A 14967-nucleotide genomic window follows, 5' to 3' on the forward strand; every position below is an offset into this window, starting at 1 on the left:
CATGACACACCGATCCACCTCCACCGGCGACACCGAGTCCACGAGCGAGGAGCGGGAGCGGACGGCTCCCGGGCCCGACGCGCCCGGCAAGCCCGACTCGCCCGGCGATCTCCGCAAGCCCACCTGGGGCTACTCCCTGCGCAAGGCACTGCGCGAGTTCATGGACGACCAGTGCACGGACCTGGCAGCCGCGCTGACCTACTACTCCGTGCTGGCGCTGTTCCCGGGGATCATCGCGCTGCTCTCGCTGGTCGGCCTCGTCGGCCAGCAGCAGCAGACGGTCGACACGCTCCTGCAGATCCTGCGCGACATCGGCGCGTCGTCGGCCGCGGACACGCTCGAGCCGACCATCACCCAGCTGGCCGCGAGCCAGGGCGCCGGGCTGGCGCTCGTCATCGGTCTCCTGGCCGCGCTGTGGTCGGCCTCCGGCTACGTCAACGCCTTCAGCCGCGGGATGAACCGCATCTACGAGATCGACGAGGGGCGCCCGATCTGGAAGCTCCGTCCCGTCATGCTCCTCATCACCCTCGTGACCGTCCTGCTGGCCGCGCTCGTCGCGGTCGGCCTCGTGCTGACCGGGCCGGCGGCCGAGGCGGTCGGCCGGGCGATCGGCCTCGAGTCGACAGCCGTGACCGTGTGGAGCATCGCCAAGTGGCCGGTGCTGCTGGCGGTCGTCGTCCTCATCGTGGCACTGCTCTACTACGCCACCCCCAACGTCAAGCAGCCCAAGTTCCGCTGGGTCAGCGTCGGCGCGATCATCGCGATCGTCGTATGGATCATCGCGTCGGCCGCGTTCGGCTTCTACGTCTCGAACTTCTCCAGCTACGACAAGACCTACGGGTCGCTGGCAGGCGTCATCGCGTTCCTGCTGTGGCTCTGGATCACCAACCTCGCGCTGCTCTTCGGCGCCGAGGTCGACGCCGAGCTCGAGCGCGGTCGTCAGCTGCAGGCCGGGATCGCGGCCGAGGAGGAGCTGCAGCTGCCCCCGCGCGACACCCGCAAGTCCGAGAAGGCTGCGGCCAAGGAGCAGGAGGACATCGAGCGCGGCCGCAAGCTGCGCGAGTCGCAGGGACGCCGCTCCTAGCGCGCGCCCGAGGCCAGGAAGGCGTCCACCTCGGCGGCGGTCGGGGCGGACTCCGGCCCGCGCCGGGTGACCTTGATGGCGGCGGCCGCGTTGGCGCGTCGGCAGCCCTCGTCCCACGGCGTACCGGCCGCGACCTCCGCCAGCAGCGCGCCGGTGTGCGTGTCGCCCGCGCCGTTGGTGTCGACCGGCGTCTGGGGGAAGCCCGGGACGTAGGTCGTCTCGCCGCCGACGTGGACGGCGCAGCCCTCTGGGCCGTCGCGGACGATCGCGACCGCGTCGCCGCGCAGCAGCGGGGCGACCGCGGTGGTGAGCGCGGAGAGGTCGGTGGGTACGTCGTCGCCGACCGCGCGCAGGACGTCCTCGGCCTCCTCGGCGTTGCTCGACCAGACGTCGGTCACCTCGAGCATCGCGGCGCGGACGTCGGCGTCGAGGCCGGCGAAGGCCGCGCCCGGGTCGAGCACCACCGTCACGTCGGGGTGCAGCGTCGGCAGCCAGGCGAGCAGCGGGTCGCGGGTGGTGTCGAGGGCGAGCGAGAAGCCGGTGACGCAGACCACGTCGCCGGCACCGGGGGCGGAGGTCGCCAGCGACCCGACACTGATCCGGCGCTCGGCGCCCAGCGTCGTGACGAAGGTCCGCTCGGCGCTCGGCTCGACCATCACCACGCAGATGCCGGTGTCGAGGTCCTCCACGGGGGCCGCGGAGGCGGCGATGCCCTCCCGGTCGAGCGCCTGCCGGACCAGGTCGCCGTGCGGGCCGGTGCCGTGGGCGCCGGCGTGCACGCAGTCGGCGCCGAAGCGCGCCGCCGCGACGAGCACGGTGACCGCCCCGCCGGCGTAGTCGGTGGCGGACGAGGCCATCACGTTCTGTCCCCGGTCCGGCAGGTCGGGCACCTCGACGACGACGTCGACCAGGGCCTGGCCGGTGTGGATGACGCGGCTCATGCGGGGTCCGTCCCGAGCACCTCGTCCGTGGTGGCCAGCGTGATCTGCGGTGGGTAGAGCCCCATCACGTCCATCGCGGCCCGGTGGTTGTCCGGCGTCGAGCCGGCGCACGCGTCCGTGACCACGGTGATGGTCGCGCCGGCGTCGGCGGCCGCGAGCGCGGTCGAGACCACGCAGCAGTCGGTGCTGACCCCGGCCAGCACCAGCCGGGGGAGGGGCCCGGTGACCGCCTCCAGGTCGGGACCCCACTTGCCGAAGGTCGGCACCGAGACGACGGTGTCGGAGAGGCCCTGCGCCTCGGGCACGAGGTCGAGCAGCGGGTCTTCGTGGGGCACGTCGGCGAACGGCCAGGCGTCGAGGTAGGCCCGCCAGCTGCCCTGCGGGTCGCGGGCGGGCACCCAGCGCGTGACCACGGTGCGCCGACCCGCGGCGGAGGCGAGTCGTCGTACGGGCTCCACGATGTCGGGGAACATCGGCGACCCCCACGCGCTGTCCGGGGAGGCGAAGATCCGCTGCGGGTCGATGACGACCAGCCAGGCGTCGGGGTGCATGCCGCCACCCTGTCAGACGACATCAGCGGCCGCCGGTCCCCCGACCGGCAGCCGCTGATGGGCACGAGGAAGTAGAGGGGATCTACTTGACCTCGGCACGCAGGATCGCGCGCAGGCCGATGGCCAGCGGGATCCAGAGCCACACCAGGGTCGAGACGCCGAGCTGCTGCCAGTACTCGGCGGTCATCGTCTGGTCGAAGAGCCGGGTGACGGCGAAGTTCACGTCGACCCACGGCTGCAGGTCGCGGAACCACTCCTGGAAGGCGGCCAGCGTCCCGAAGGCGACCGGCAGGACGAGCGAGTACACGAAGTAGCCCACGATCGCCCCGGCCGAGCTGCGGAACAGCACGCCGAGCATGAAGCCCATCAGCATGCCGAGGACGTTGGCGAGCACGATGTTGCCGAACTGGGTGAGCGTGATGTCCCACGTCGCGTCGAGGCCGGTGATCGCGGAGCCCACGACGTTGCCGACCGCGCCGACCGCGAGGGCCAGGAACATCGCCGCCACGCCGACCAGCAGCGTGGAGACGACCTTCGCCGACATCACCCGCCCGCGCCACGGCACGAGGGTGTAGGTCGTCAGGCCGGTGCGCTGGCTGTACTCACTGGTGACCGACAGGATCGCGATGATCGGCAGGACCACCGACAGCGGCATGCCGATCGCGCTGGAGAACGTGTCCTGGGTGATCGCCTCGTCGGGCGCCCAGATGATGACGGCCGCCGTGGCGAGCACGGAGACGATGCCGACGCTGGCCATCAGCCAGAAGCCCGCGCGGGTGTCGAACATCTTGCGCAGCTCGACGCCGACCAGGCGCGTCATCGGGATGGGTCGTACGCCGCGGCGCGGGGCGGGTGCCTCCGGTGCGGCCGCCGTGGGCACGGCGGGGACCTCGGTGGCGAGCTGGGTCTGGGTGGTCATGCTGCTGCTCCTTCGCGAGCGGTCTCGGCGGTGAGCTCGAGGAACATCTCCTCCAGGCCGGCGCCGTCGGCGGCGCGCAGCTCGCGCAGGACGACGCCGGCACGGTGTGCCGTCTCGCCCACGAGCTCGGGGTCGGCGTCGGCCCGCAGGCCGCCGTCGACGGGGTTGGTGACGACCGACGCCTCGTGCAGGGCACGGGCGAGGTGGTCCTGCTGGGCGGGGTCGGCGGTGCGGACGAGGGTGCCGGCCGCTGCGAGCAGCTCGGCCTTGCTGCCCTGCGCCACGATGCGGCCCTGGCCGATGACGACGAGGTCGTCGGCGATGACCTCGATCTCGTGGAGCAGGTGCGAGGACAGCAGCACGGTGCCGCCCTGGTCGGCGAAGCCGCGGAGCAGGTCGCGCATCCAGCGGATGCCGGCCGGGTCGAGGCCGTTGGCCGGCTCGTCGAGGACCAGCACCTGCGGGTCGCCGATGAGGGCGGTCGCGATGCCGAGGCGCTGGCGCATGCCGAGGGAGTAGTTGCGGACCCGCCGATCGGCCTCGCTCTCGGTCAGTCCGACGCGCGCCAGGGTCGCCGCAACCCGCGACTTGGGCAGGCCCATCGTCTGGGCGGCGATCGCGAGGATCTCGCGGCCGGTGCGTCCGGCGTGCTGCGCGGAGGCGTCCAGCAGGACGCCGACCTCGAGGCCGGGGTTGACCAGCTCGTGGTAGTCGCGGCCGGTGATGGTCACCCGTCCGGCGCTGGGCCGGGTGAGGCCGACCATCATGCGCATGGTGGTGGACTTGCCGGCGCCGTTGGGACCGAGGAAGCCGGTCACGCGACCGGTCGCGGCCGTGAAGGAGACGCTGTCGACGGCCGTGAACGGGCCGTACTGCTTGGTGAGGTGCTCGACGCTGATCATGGGTCCAACCCTCGCGGTCGAGGGCCGCCCGGCACATCGGGGACGGCACCCCGCCGGCCCCTGAGGAGGACCCTGAGAAACCCCGCACGGAGGACCGGCAGCCGGGCTCGGGGTGCGGATGGGGGGGAGTTGGGCCCGACTTGGGACACTGGCGGGGTGAGCCAGCCCACCACGCACCGCCCGCCCCAGGTCAGCCTGGCCTCGGGCATCGTCATCTTCTCCTCGGTGGTGGTGCTCCTCACCGCGTGGGAGCGGGTCACCTCGCTCCGCTCGCTCGAGACGCAGGAGGCCATCCGCGACGTCATCAGCGGCGCCCCGTTCTCCTCGCTCGGCCTGACTGTCTCGAGCACCACCGAGCTCCTGCGGATCTCGTGCATGGTCGCCGCGGCGGCCGCGTGCGCGACCGCGATCCTCGGCTGGTACGTCCGCAAGCCCGACCGCTCCTCACGCCTCGCGCTGACCCTGTTCGCCGTCGTCGTCTTCCTCACCGGCATCCCGGCCGGCGGGCTGGCCGGCTCCTTCGTCGCTGCAGGAGCGGCGATGCTGTGGATGCAGCCGGCGCGCGAGTGGTTCGCCACGGGACGCTGGACCCCGCCGGACCCGGCCCCCGCCAAGGACTCGCGTGCCGAGCGCGGCGCCTCGGGTCCCACCGACCCGTGGGGCCGTCCGCCCACCGACGGCGGTGCCCCGGCCGGCGCTCCCCCGGAAGGACCGCCTCCGGCCAGCAGGCCCTTCGGCGAGTCGCCCTACGGCCAGCCCTTCCCGCAGCAGCCCTCCGCCTGGCAACCCGGTCCGCAGCAGCCCTTCACCGGTCAGCCTGGCCCGCAGCACCCCGCCCCGGCGCCGTACGCCCCTCCGGCCCCGGACTGGCAGCGACGCCAGCTCCTCGACGCGCGGCCCGGTGCGATGGTCGCGGCCTTCGTGATCACCGTCGTCACCGCGGGCGGCCTCCTCACCCTCTCGCTCCTCTGGCTGGCGATCGCGGGCTTCTCGCCCGACTTCCTGCAGAGCGCCCTGGAGCAGCAGCAGCCCGAGCTGCTCGACGACGGGCTCAGCCTGGAGCAGGTGCGCACGACCGTGTTCGCGCTGGCCGGGGCCTTCGTCGTGTGGTGCCTCGTCGCGCTGGTGCTGGCCGGCTTCGCGATGGCGCGTCGGGAGTGGGCACGTCGCGGCCTGATGGTCAGCGCCGCCTTCAGCGCCGGCGCCTGCTTCGCCCTGGTCCTCAACACCCCGCTCGTCCTGGTGCCCGCCGCGGCCGCCCTGGCGACCGTCGTGTGCCTGAGGCGCGTCGAGGTGCGCCGGTGGTTCGAGCTCGACCCGCGCTGAGGTGCACGCGGGCGGGCGCCGCTGCTACCGCTGACGTGGTGAGATAGAGACATGAGCGAGCCCGGACCCACGCACCAGCCCTACGGCCAGGGCGATCCCTACGGCCAGCAGCCCGGCGGGCAGCCCTACCCCTACGGTCAGCAGCCCGCCTACGGCCAGCAGCCGACGGGCGACCGGCGTCCCGGCACGGTGACCGCCGCTGCCTGGATCAGCATCGTCTTCTCCGCCATCAGCGCCGTGATGTTCGGGTTCACGGGCCTCGCCCTGCTCGTCGCCCGCGACGAGGTGATCCGGGAGATGGAGCGCGTCCCGGAATTCCAGGACGCCAACATCGACGCCGACGCCGCGGTGGGCGTGCTGTTCGCCGTCATCCTCGGGCTCGTCGTGTGGGCGATCATCGCGATCGTGCTGGCGGTCTTCGTGCTGCGCCGCTCCAACGTGGCCCGGATCCTGCTCGTCATCTCCAGCTCGGTGGTCGCCCTGTTCTCGCTCCTCGGGGTCACCAGCGGCGTCTCGGTCGTCACGCTGATCGCCTCGATCGCCGTCATCGTGCTGCTCTTCGTCGGCGGCGCCAGCGCCTGGTTCAAGGGGATCCCAGCCGGCGCGGGCGCCTACCCCGGCTACGGCGGTCAGTACGGCGGCCAGTACGGCGGCCCGTACGGCGGCCAGGCGAGCGACCCCTATGGCCAGCAGCCCGGCCAGCAGTCCACGCCCCAGGCGACACCACCGTCCATGCCGCAGTACCCGCCGCCGCCGAGCAGCACGCCCTACGGGCAGGGCGACCCCTACGGCCCGGGCAGCCAGGACAACCCCTACGGCCAGCCGCGACCGGCCGACGACGAGGGCGGCTCCGAGCACCCGCCGCGCGACTACCCGGGCCGCTGACCTGAGGGGGCGCGACCTCAGCGCGACAGGTCGGCGGCTGCGAGACGTCGTACGCCCTCGCTGATCACGTCGGGCTCCTTGCAGAACGCCCACCGCACGAGCTGGCGGCCCGCCTGCTGGTCGTCGTAGAACCCCTGCGTGGGGATGGCGACCACCCCGGCCAGCTCGGGCAGGGCCAGGCAGAACGCGCGACCGTCCGGCCACCCGAGGTGGCCGACGTCGGTGGTCGCGAAGTAGGTGCCCTCGGGGACCCGCGGCACGAGCCCGGCGGCGGCGAGCCCGTCGCACAGCAGGTCGCGGCGGCCCTGCAGGTCGCGCGCGAGCTCGCGCGGCCAGTCCGGCTCGTGGTCGAGTGCGTGCGCGACGGCGGGCTGCAGCGGGGAGCCGGAGGTGAAGGTGAGCCACTGCTTGGCGGCGAGCACGGCCTGTGCCAGCGGCTCGGGTCCGGTGGCCCAGCCGACCTTCCAGCCGGTGAAGCTGTAGGACTTGCCCGCGCTCGACAGCGTGAGGGTGCGCTCCCACATGCCGGGCAGGGTCGCGATCGGCACGTGGCCCTCGGTGGAGCGGGCGTCGTCGAAGACCAGGTGCTCGTAGACCTCGTCGGTCACCACGACGACGTCGTGCTCGATCGCGAGGTCGGCGACGACCTGGAGCTCCTCGCGGGTCAGGACGGTGCCGGTGGGGTTGTGCGGCGTGTTGAGCAGGATCAGTCGCGTCTCGTCGGTGACCGCCGCGCGCAGCTCGTCGAGGTCGGGGCGGAAGTCGGGAGCCCGGAGCGTCACCGGTCGCCGGCGGGCGCCGCACATCTCGAGCATGGCGACGTAGGAGTCGTAGTAGGGCTCGAGCACGACCACCTCGTCGCCCGGGTCGACGAGCGCGAGAAGTGCCGCGGCGATCGCCTCGGTGCACCCCGTCGTGACGACGACCTCGCGGTCGGGATCCACCTCGAGGCCGTAGTGCCGCTGCTGGTGCCGGGAGATGGCTGCGCGCAGGGCAGGGACGCCGATGCCGGGGGCGTACTGGTTGGCGCCGGCCTCGAGCGCGGCCTCCGCAGCAGCGATCACCGACGCCGGCCCGTCGACGTCGGGAAAGCCCTGACCGAGGTTGAGGGCGCCGGTGCGCACCGCGAGCGCCGACATCTCGCTGAAGACGGTCGGCGGGATGTGGGCCAGCCTGGCGGCGAGGAGCTTGGCAGTGGGCACGGGCCCACGCTACCCAGCGTCTGCGGGCGGTCGGGTCCCACTAGGGTCGGTGCCGTGACCACCGACGCGACCCTCGCCGCCGACATCGACGCGACCTGCCGCCTCACGGGGGAGTTCACCCTCCGCTCGGGGCAGGTGGCCGACACCTACTTCGACAAGTACCTCTTCGAGGCGCAGCCGGCCCTGCTCGACCGGGTCGCCACCCAGGTGGTCGACCTGCTGCCCGAGGGCACCGAGCTCCTCGGCGGCCTCGAGCTCGGCGGCATCCCGATCGCGACGATGGTGTCGGCCAAGACCGGTCTGCCGGCGCTCTTCGTGCGCAAGAAGGCCAAGGAGTACGGCACCGCCAAGCTGGCCGAGGGTCCGGACGTCGCCGGTCGCCGGGTCACCATCGTCGAGGACGTGATCACGACCGGCGGCGCCGTCCGGGACGCCACGCGCGCGCTGCGGGAGCTCGGTGCGGTCGTCGAGGTCGTCGTCTGCGCCATCGACCGCTCGCCCGCGGGCGAGAACCCGCTGGCCGACGTGGGGCTCGAGGTCCGCTCGGTCCTGACGAGGGCGGAGCTGGACGCCGCCCGCGGCTGACCACCCCGCCCGCTGCCAGCCCGTGGGCGGTGAGCCACGCGGGTTCCGAGCCGCCGGAAGCCGCCCCACGCACCGCTCGGCGCGGGTCGTACGACGCTCAGTCGAGGTCGCGGCCCGTGATGTCGCGGTCCGGGCCGCCGTCGTGCGGGCCGACCTCGGCGCCGGCGGCGTTGGTGCGCCGGTGGCGCCACCACTCGATGATGATCGGGATCACCGAGAACGCCACGATCACGATGATCAGCTTGTCGATGCTCTCACCGAGGGTGGGGAACGCGTCGCCGAGGAAGAAGCCCAGCAGGCAGATCGACAGGACCCAGAGCACCGCGCCGACCAGGCTCCACAGGAAGAAGCGGTGCCGCTCCATCCGGGTCACGCCGGCCACGACGGTGATGTAGGTCCGCACGAAGGGCACGAACCGGCCGATGACCAGCGCCTTGTTGCCGTGGCGGTCGAAGAACGCGGTGGTCTGGTCGAAGTACTTGCGCTTGATGATGCGTCCGTCGCGCTCGTAGAGCGGCGGCCCGATCTTGCGGCCGATCTCGTAGCCCACCACGTTGCCGAGGAACGCGGCCGCTGTCAGCGCCGCCATCGCGATCAGCAGCTCGACGATGGGCGGGCCCGGGAACAGGTCGAGCTGGCCGGTGGCGATGAAGAGGCCGAGCGCGAAGAGCAGCGTGTCGCCCGGGAGGATCGGGAAGAACAGCCCGCACTCGACGAACACGATGAGCAGGCTGATCCAGAACAGCGCCGTGCCGAAGCGGTCGAGCAGCCAGTTGGGGTCCATCCACTCGATGCCGAGCAGCATCGGCTGGACCCCCGACATCGCGATGGTCTGCAGGTCCCACAAGGCGCTCACGCGCGCCACCCTAGAACGCGCACCTAGCATTCCCCGCATGCACGAGCAGGAGGAGCGGGCGCCCTACGACCCGATGCCGCACGGCCCGCCCGAGGTGGGCGTGGGTCCGTGGGAGGGGCCGTGGCCCGAGGGCGCGCACTGGGATCCCGAGCTCCTGCGCGAGGGTGACCGGCGCAACGTGGTGGACCGCTACCGCTACTGGACGATGGAGGCGATCGTCGCCGACCTCGACACCCGCCGGCACGGCTTCCACGTCGCGATCGAGAACTGGCAGCACGACTTCAACATCGGCACGATCGTGCGCACCGCCAACGCCTTCCTGGCCGCCGAGGTGCACATCGTCGGCAACCGCCGGTGGAACCGCCGCGGCGCCATGGTGACCGACCGCTACCAGCACGTCCGCCACCATCCGGACGCCGCCGCCCTGGCGTCGTACCTCCACGGGATCCCCGCCGAGCAGGGCGGCCCGGTGCGGCTGCTGGGCATCGACAACCTGCCCGGCTCGCTCCACCTCGAGACGATGGAGCTGCCGCGTCGGGTGTGCTTCCTCTTCGGCCAGGAGGGTCCGGGGCTGTCGGAGTCGGCGCGCGAGGTGTGCGACGGCACCTTCTCCATCGCCCAGTTCGGCTCGACCCGCTCCATCAACGCCAGCTCGGCCGCGGCGATCGCGATGCACAGCTGGGTGAGGGCGTACGCCGACCTCGCCGGCGACGACGCCTGGCGGGGCTGATCCTCCCGGTGCCCGGGCCTCGCCGAGGCCGGAGTGTCCCCACGGCACCCCGGACCCGGCTCCTCCCAGGCATGTACGTCAACCTAGGCCTGATGAGGGTGGAGCGCCAGCCCCAGGAGGGTGGACCCACCCTCCCCCCGGGTGCCCTAACGCTGGGGCGCGAGCACCGCCTCCAGCGCGGCCAGGCCCCGGCTGCTGTGGCTCTTCACGGTCCCCTCGTTGATGCCGAGCTCGGTCGCGGTCTCGCGGACCGAGAGTCCCAGCCAGTGGCGCAGCACGACGACCTTGCGCTGCTGCTCGGGGAGCCCCTGGAGCGCGTCGAACAGCGCCGACCGCTCCTCCACCGGCGTCGGCTCGGCCGCACCCCGGTCGGGCAGGTCCTCGGTCGGCCGCTCGCGGCGCCACGGCCGGCGCGACTCGTCGATGTTGGCCCGCACCATGATCTGCCGGCAGTAGGCCATCTCGCCGCCTTGCTGCTGGATGCGCGGCCAGGCGACGTAGAGCTTGGTGAGGGCGGTCTGCAGCAGGTCGTCGGCCCGGTGCCAGTCGCCGCACAGGGCGTACGCGATCCGGCGCAGGTGGCTCTGGCGGGCGGCGACGAACTCGCTGAACGCCGCGTCACGGTCGGTGCCCCTCATCGCATGCCCTCCCCCGAGGCGTACTGCTGGCGGGCCCACCGGAGGAAGGCGCTCATGGAGTCGAACGAACCGGGCGCCGCGATGACCTCGAGCTCGCCGTCGACGACCCGGTAGGCGGCAAACCGCGGCCGCTCGTCCACCAGCACCCGCACGGCGCCGGTGAGGCTGCCGGGCGTCGCGAAGCCCGGACCGAGGTCCGGGCTGGTGTCCTGCTGGAGCACCACGACACCCTTCGCGGGCACGACGGCGCCGCCGGGTTCGAGCTCGAGCAGGTCGGGGGGTGGGCCGGAGGCCGACGCCGGGTCGGTCGCCGCACCGGTGAAGCCGTCCAGACCCTGCTGCAGCGCGACCTTCGACGCGAGCCAGCCGTCAAAGTCCCCGGTGGCGGTGTTCACGTGCGTGGAGAGACCGCCGTCGGTGTCGGCGGCGAGGAGGAGGTAGGTCTCGGCCCCCTGGTAGATCACCCGGATCGCGGCCGAGTGCCCCTGGGCGGGTGAGTACCGCATCGGGTTGTCCACCCGCTGCAGCACCCGGCCCGCGAGGGGCGACACCTTCAACGTCCCGTCCGCGTCCAGGATCGCGGCGTTCCCCGCGAACTCCTCCTCGACGCTCATCGAGGGCGTGGCTCGTGGCCGCCTGCGGTCGCGGTCGGGCGTGGCGGTCGCGGTCTCGTCCGGGGTCGGTGCGACACCCTCGGTCGCCACGGGCGCATCGCCGCGGACGGCATCGTCGGGCCCGACCGCCCACACGGCGCCCCCACCGACCACGACCGCAGCCGCCAGCACGACCGCGGTCGCGCGCCGGCGGCGTACGGCCCTGCGTCCCGCGGCGACGTAGTGCCCCGGCGCGACGTCGTGGCCGCGGCCGAACGAGCTGTCCAGCTCGTGCTGCCAGTCGATGTCGGTGCTCATGCTGCGTTCCCCCTGCGGGTGAGTGTTCCACCCGTGGAGACGGAGGGGCCGGGGGATGGGTTGTCACCCGATCCGCCACGTCGTGAGACGAGCGATCGCCCCGGGGCGGACTCGCGGGTAGCCACTAGGGTGGAAGCGCCTGCCTGACCGCTTCAGAGGAGATCCCAGATGCCCATCGCCACCCCCGAGGTGTACGCCCAGATGCTGGACGCCGCGAAGGAGAAGTCCTTCGCCTACCCGGCCATCAACGTGTCGTCCTCGCAGACCCTCAACGCCGCGCTCAAGGGGTTCGCCGACGCCGGCTCCGACGGCATCATCCAGGTCTCCACCGGCGGTGCTGAGTACCTGTCCGGCCCGTCGGTGAAGGACATGGTGACCGGCTCCGTCGCGTTCGCGGCCTACGCCGCCGAGGTGGCCAAGAACTACCCGGTCAACATCGCGCTGCACACCGACCACTGCCCCAAGGACAAGCTCGACGGGTTCGTCCGCCCGCTGCTCGACATCTCCGCCGAGCGTGTGGCCCGCGGCGAGGCGCCGCTCTTCCAGTCGCACATGTGGGACGGCTCGGCCGTGCCGCTGGAGGAGAACCTCCAGATCGCCGAGGAGCTGCTCGCCAAGTGCGCGGCGGCCAACATCATCCTCGAGATCGAGGTCGGCGTCGTCGGCGGCGAGGAGGACGGCGTCGCCAACGAGATCAACGACCAGCTCTACACCACGCCCGAGGACGCCATCGCCACGATCAAGGCGCTCGGCGCCGGTGAGCGCGGTCGCTACATGACCGCCCTGACCTTCGGCAACGTGCACGGCGTCTACAAGCCGGGCAACGTCAAGCTGCGCCCGGAGATCCTCAAGTCCGCGCAGGAGGCCGCCGCGTCCGAGCTCGGCCTCGGCTCCGACGCCCGCCCCTTCGACCTGGTCTTCCACGGCGGCTCCGGCTCGACCGCGCAGGAGATCAGCGACGCCGTCGACTTCGGCGTGGTGAAGATGAACGTCGACACCGACACCCAGTACGCCTTCACCCGTCCCGTCGCGGCCCACATGTTCGCCCACTACGACGGCGTGCTGAAGGTCGACGGCGAGGTCGGCAACAAGAAGCAGTACGACCCCCGCGCCTGGGGCAAGGCCGCCGAGGCCGGCATGGCCGAGCGCATCGTCGAGGCCTGCCAGAACCTGCGCTCCGCAGGGACGTCCCTCGGCAACTGACCCTCTCTGCGCACGTGAGCGGTGCGCCAAGGGCATTCCGGGCGGCCGGAAGGCCCCTGGCACCGCCCGCCGTGCGTCGTACGTCCGACACGCCACGAGCGGTGCGTGAGGAGGATTCCCGTCGAGGGAAGTCCCCCTCACGCACCGCTCGTGCGGCGTTTGAGCCAGGCGTACGTCGCTAGCGCGCCGGCGCGTTGCCCGGGATGTCGTCCGGGTCGCCGTACGCGTCTCCGTGGTGCGCGTGCTCGGTGAGGTCCTTCTGCACGCGCGGGTCGTCGGCGTCGGCGAAGTAGTCGAACGGGATCGTCTCGTCGCGACCGTTGGACACGTTGGCCGCCCGGAACGCCACCGTCAGCGCGGTGGCGACCACGACGTTGATGACGAACGCGGTGAGCGCGATGTAGCCGAGCTCGCCGATGCCGGGGATGTTGTCGAGCGATCCGCCGAACGCCTTGCCGGTGACGGGGTTCTTGACGTTGTAGGCCCCGACGGTGCCGTAGACCATGCCGACCGCCCAGCCGACGAGCAGGCCGTAGCGGTGGAACCAGCGGGTGAAGAGGCTGAACACGATCACCGGGAACGTCTGCAGCATCCAGATGCCGCCCAGGAGCTGGAAGTTGATCGCGTTCTGCTTGTCGAGCGTGAGCACGAAGATCAGCGCGAAGGCCTTCACCAGCAGCGACATCAGCTTGGAGACCTTCGCCTCCTGCGCCGGGGTGGCGTCCTTCTTGAGCCACTCCTTGTAGATGTTGCGGCTGAAGGTGTTGGCCGCGGCGATCGACATGATCGCGGCCGGCACCAGCGCGCCGATCGCGATCGCGGCGAACGCCACGCCGGCGAACCAGGCCGGGAACATGTCCTCGAACAGCTGCGGGATGACCAGCTGCGCGTTGGGCTCGCCGTCGAGGCCGATCGGCTGCGTGCCGGCAGCGATCGCGACCCAGCCGAGCAGGGCGAGCAGGCCGAGCACGAAGGAGTACGCCGGCAGGATCGCGGCGTTGCGCCGGATCGTGTTGCGCGAGCTCGACGACAGCGACGCGGTGATCGAGTGGGGGTACATGAACAGCGCCAGCGCGGAGCCGAGCGCCAGCGTGGCGTACGCCCAGCCCTGCCCGGCGCCGGGGATGAACGAGCCGGTGGGGGCGCCGGTCGCCTCGTTGGTGGTCGCCATCTTCTCCTCGGCCGCGCCGAAGATCGCGTCCCATCCGCCGACCTGCCCGGGCAGGTAGACGATCGCCACGATGATGACGAGGTAGATGAGGATGTCCTTCACGAACGCGATGACCGCCGGTGCGCGGAGGCCGCTGGAGTAGGTGTAGGCGGCGAGCAGCGCGAAGGCGATGAAGAGGGGCGCGTCCTTGGCGATGATGTTGTCGCCGCCGCCGAGCCCGGCGACCTCGAGCACCGCCTGGATGCCGACGAGCTGCAGCGCGATGTAGGGCATCGTCGCCACGAACCCGGTGACCGCGACGGCCAGGGACAGCCCGCGGTCGTCGTACCTGCCGCGGACGAAGTCGGCCGTCGTGACGTAGCCGTGCCGGTGGCTGACCGACCAGAGCCGCGCCATGAAGATGAAGATGATCGGGTAGAGCACGATCGTGTAGGGCACCGCGAAGAAGCCGGCCACGGCACCGGTCGCGAACATCGCCGCGGGCACCGCGACGAAGGTGTAGGCCGTGTAGAGGTCGCCGCCGAGCAGGAACCAGGTGATCCACGTGCCGAACTTGCGACCGCCGAGGCCCCACTCGTCGAGGGACTCCAGCGACTCGGCGCGCTTGAAGCGGCTGGCCATGAAGCCGGCCACGGTCACGAGCAGGAACAGGACGATCAGCACCGCGAGCGCGACGCCGTTGATCCCGCTCGTGTCGGACGCCATGAGGGTGACGTGCGGCGTCATCGGTCGTCACCGACCTTGTGCGACGACAGGCCGCGTGCCGAGAGGGTCAGCTTGTAGGCCGTCCAGGTCAGGGCGGAGCAGATGAAGACCCAGAGGAACTGGTACCAGAAGAAGAACGGGAAGCCCCACAGCTCAGGGGCGTCCGAGGTGTAGGACGGCACCCACATGAGCGCGATGATGGGGATCACGAGCAGGACCGCGGCGAGCGCCATCTTGCCCTTGTCGGTCGGGGGGACGCCCGGGTCTTCAGGGCGCGACTGGGGTGGTGTGTTCCCGGAATTCACGCGCGAGACCTTACTCGCGCAGTGACCACCGTCACCCCTCCGTGGGGGTGGCG

The 14967-nt window shown here is 72.0% G+C and carries 16 protein-coding genes; 6 read left to right on the plus strand and 10 right to left on the minus strand.

Features of this window, described 5'->3' with window-relative positions:
• Nucleotide 1 precedes the first annotated feature (1 nt).
• Nucleotides 2–1084 carry a YihY/virulence factor BrkB family protein gene (locus NCI01_RS03205; protein WP_254180021.1) on the plus strand — a complete coding sequence of 361 codons (1083 nt, stop codon included), beginning with the start codon at nt 2–4 and terminating at the stop codon, nt 1082–1084.
• Here NCI01_RS03205 and NCI01_RS03210 read toward each other — a convergent pair.
• From NCI01_RS03210 to NCI01_RS03225, 4 genes are all read right to left on the minus strand, one after another.
• The gene (locus tag NCI01_RS03210) at nt 1081–2025 is read right to left on the minus strand and encodes a PfkB family carbohydrate kinase (RefSeq protein ID WP_254180022.1); all 945 of its coding nucleotides are present in this window, start codon (nt 2023–2025) and stop codon (nt 1081–1083) included. The two genes, NCI01_RS03205 and NCI01_RS03210, sit on opposite strands and share 4 nt — an antisense overlap.
• On the minus strand, nt 2022–2576 hold the full coding sequence (locus NCI01_RS03215) for a cysteine hydrolase family protein (protein ID WP_254180023.1): 555 nt from the start codon (nt 2574–2576) through the stop codon (nt 2022–2024). The genes NCI01_RS03210 and NCI01_RS03215 overlap by 4 nt, the downstream gene beginning before the upstream one ends.
• Before the next feature lie 82 nt (nt 2577–2658).
• The gene (locus NCI01_RS03220; RefSeq protein ID WP_254180024.1) at nt 2659–3495 is read right to left on the minus strand and encodes an ABC transporter permease; all 837 of its coding nucleotides are present in this window, start codon (nt 3493–3495) and stop codon (nt 2659–2661) included.
• Nucleotides 3492–4397, minus strand: a complete 906-nt coding sequence (locus tag NCI01_RS03225) for an ABC transporter ATP-binding protein (protein ID WP_254180025.1) — start codon at nt 4395–4397, stop codon at nt 3492–3494. Before NCI01_RS03225 ends, NCI01_RS03220 begins: the two co-directional genes overlap by 4 nt.
• 156 nt (nt 4398–4553) lie before the next feature.
• Between NCI01_RS03225 and NCI01_RS03230 the strand changes: the two genes are divergently transcribed.
• A complete protein-coding gene (locus NCI01_RS03230) occupies nt 4554–5723 on the plus strand; it encodes a hypothetical protein (RefSeq protein ID WP_254180026.1) in 1170 nt (389 codons plus the stop codon).
• A 51-nt stretch (nt 5724–5774) separates the two neighbouring features.
• Complete coding sequence (locus NCI01_RS03235; RefSeq protein ID WP_254180027.1) at nt 5775–6608, plus strand: DUF4064 domain-containing protein; 834 nt, start codon at nt 5775–5777, stop codon at nt 6606–6608.
• Nucleotides 6609–6625: 17 nt separating this feature from the next.
• Here NCI01_RS03235 and NCI01_RS03240 read toward each other — a convergent pair whose 3' ends face one another.
• A complete protein-coding gene (locus tag NCI01_RS03240) occupies nt 6626–7810 on the minus strand; it encodes a pyridoxal phosphate-dependent aminotransferase (protein WP_308213185.1) in 1185 nt (394 codons plus the stop codon).
• Nucleotides 7811–7864: 54 nt separating this feature from the next.
• Between NCI01_RS03240 and pyrE the strand changes: the two genes are divergently transcribed.
• On the plus strand, nt 7865–8395 hold the full coding sequence (gene pyrE, locus NCI01_RS03245; RefSeq protein ID WP_254180028.1) for an orotate phosphoribosyltransferase: 531 nt from the start codon (nt 7865–7867) through the stop codon (nt 8393–8395).
• A 97-nt stretch (nt 8396–8492) separates the two neighbouring features.
• Here the strand turns inward: pyrE and NCI01_RS03250 are convergent, their stop codons facing one another.
• A complete protein-coding gene (locus NCI01_RS03250; RefSeq protein ID WP_254180029.1) occupies nt 8493–9251 on the minus strand; it encodes a DedA family protein in 759 nt (252 codons plus the stop codon).
• Between the two features lie 37 nt (nt 9252–9288).
• Here NCI01_RS03250 and NCI01_RS03255 point away from each other — a divergent pair, with 37 nt between their 5' ends.
• Nucleotides 9289–9981: a TrmH family RNA methyltransferase gene (locus NCI01_RS03255; RefSeq protein WP_254180030.1), complete on the plus strand. Its 693-nt coding sequence runs from the start codon at nt 9289–9291 to the stop codon at nt 9979–9981.
• 146 nt (nt 9982–10127) lie between these two features.
• On the opposite strand, the gene NCI01_RS03260 is transcribed toward NCI01_RS03255, so the two are convergent.
• Nucleotides 10128–10619, minus strand: coding sequence for a SigE family RNA polymerase sigma factor (locus tag NCI01_RS03260; RefSeq protein ID WP_254180031.1), 492 nt, complete (start codon nt 10617–10619; stop codon nt 10128–10130).
• Complete coding sequence (locus NCI01_RS03265; RefSeq protein WP_254180032.1) at nt 10616–11530, minus strand: hypothetical protein; 915 nt, start codon at nt 11528–11530, stop codon at nt 10616–10618. The genes NCI01_RS03260 and NCI01_RS03265 overlap by 4 nt, the downstream gene beginning before the upstream one ends.
• 168 nt (nt 11531–11698) lie before the next feature.
• Here NCI01_RS03265 and fbaA point away from each other — a divergent pair, with 168 nt between their 5' ends.
• Complete coding sequence (gene fbaA / locus NCI01_RS03270) at nt 11699–12733, plus strand: class II fructose-bisphosphate aldolase (RefSeq protein ID WP_254180033.1); 1035 nt, start codon at nt 11699–11701, stop codon at nt 12731–12733.
• A 178-nt stretch (nt 12734–12911) separates the two neighbouring features.
• Here fbaA and mctP read toward each other — a convergent pair whose 3' ends face one another.
• Together mctP and NCI01_RS03280 are read right to left on the minus strand one after the other, a co-directional pair.
• Nucleotides 12912–14630 carry a monocarboxylate uptake permease MctP gene (mctP, locus tag NCI01_RS03275; RefSeq protein WP_254180034.1) on the minus strand — a complete coding sequence of 573 codons (1719 nt, stop codon included), beginning with the start codon at nt 14628–14630 and terminating at the stop codon, nt 12912–12914.
• Nucleotides 14627–14914: a DUF3311 domain-containing protein gene (locus NCI01_RS03280; protein ID WP_254180035.1), complete on the minus strand. Its 288-nt coding sequence runs from the start codon at nt 14912–14914 to the stop codon at nt 14627–14629. The genes mctP and NCI01_RS03280 overlap by 4 nt, the downstream gene beginning before the upstream one ends.
• Nucleotides 14915–14967: the final 53 nt, after the last annotated feature.

The sequence above is a fragment of the Nocardioides pinisoli genome (assembly GCF_024199985.1).
Classification (GTDB): Bacteria; Actinomycetota; Actinomycetes; order Propionibacteriales; family Nocardioidaceae; genus Nocardioides; species Nocardioides pinisoli.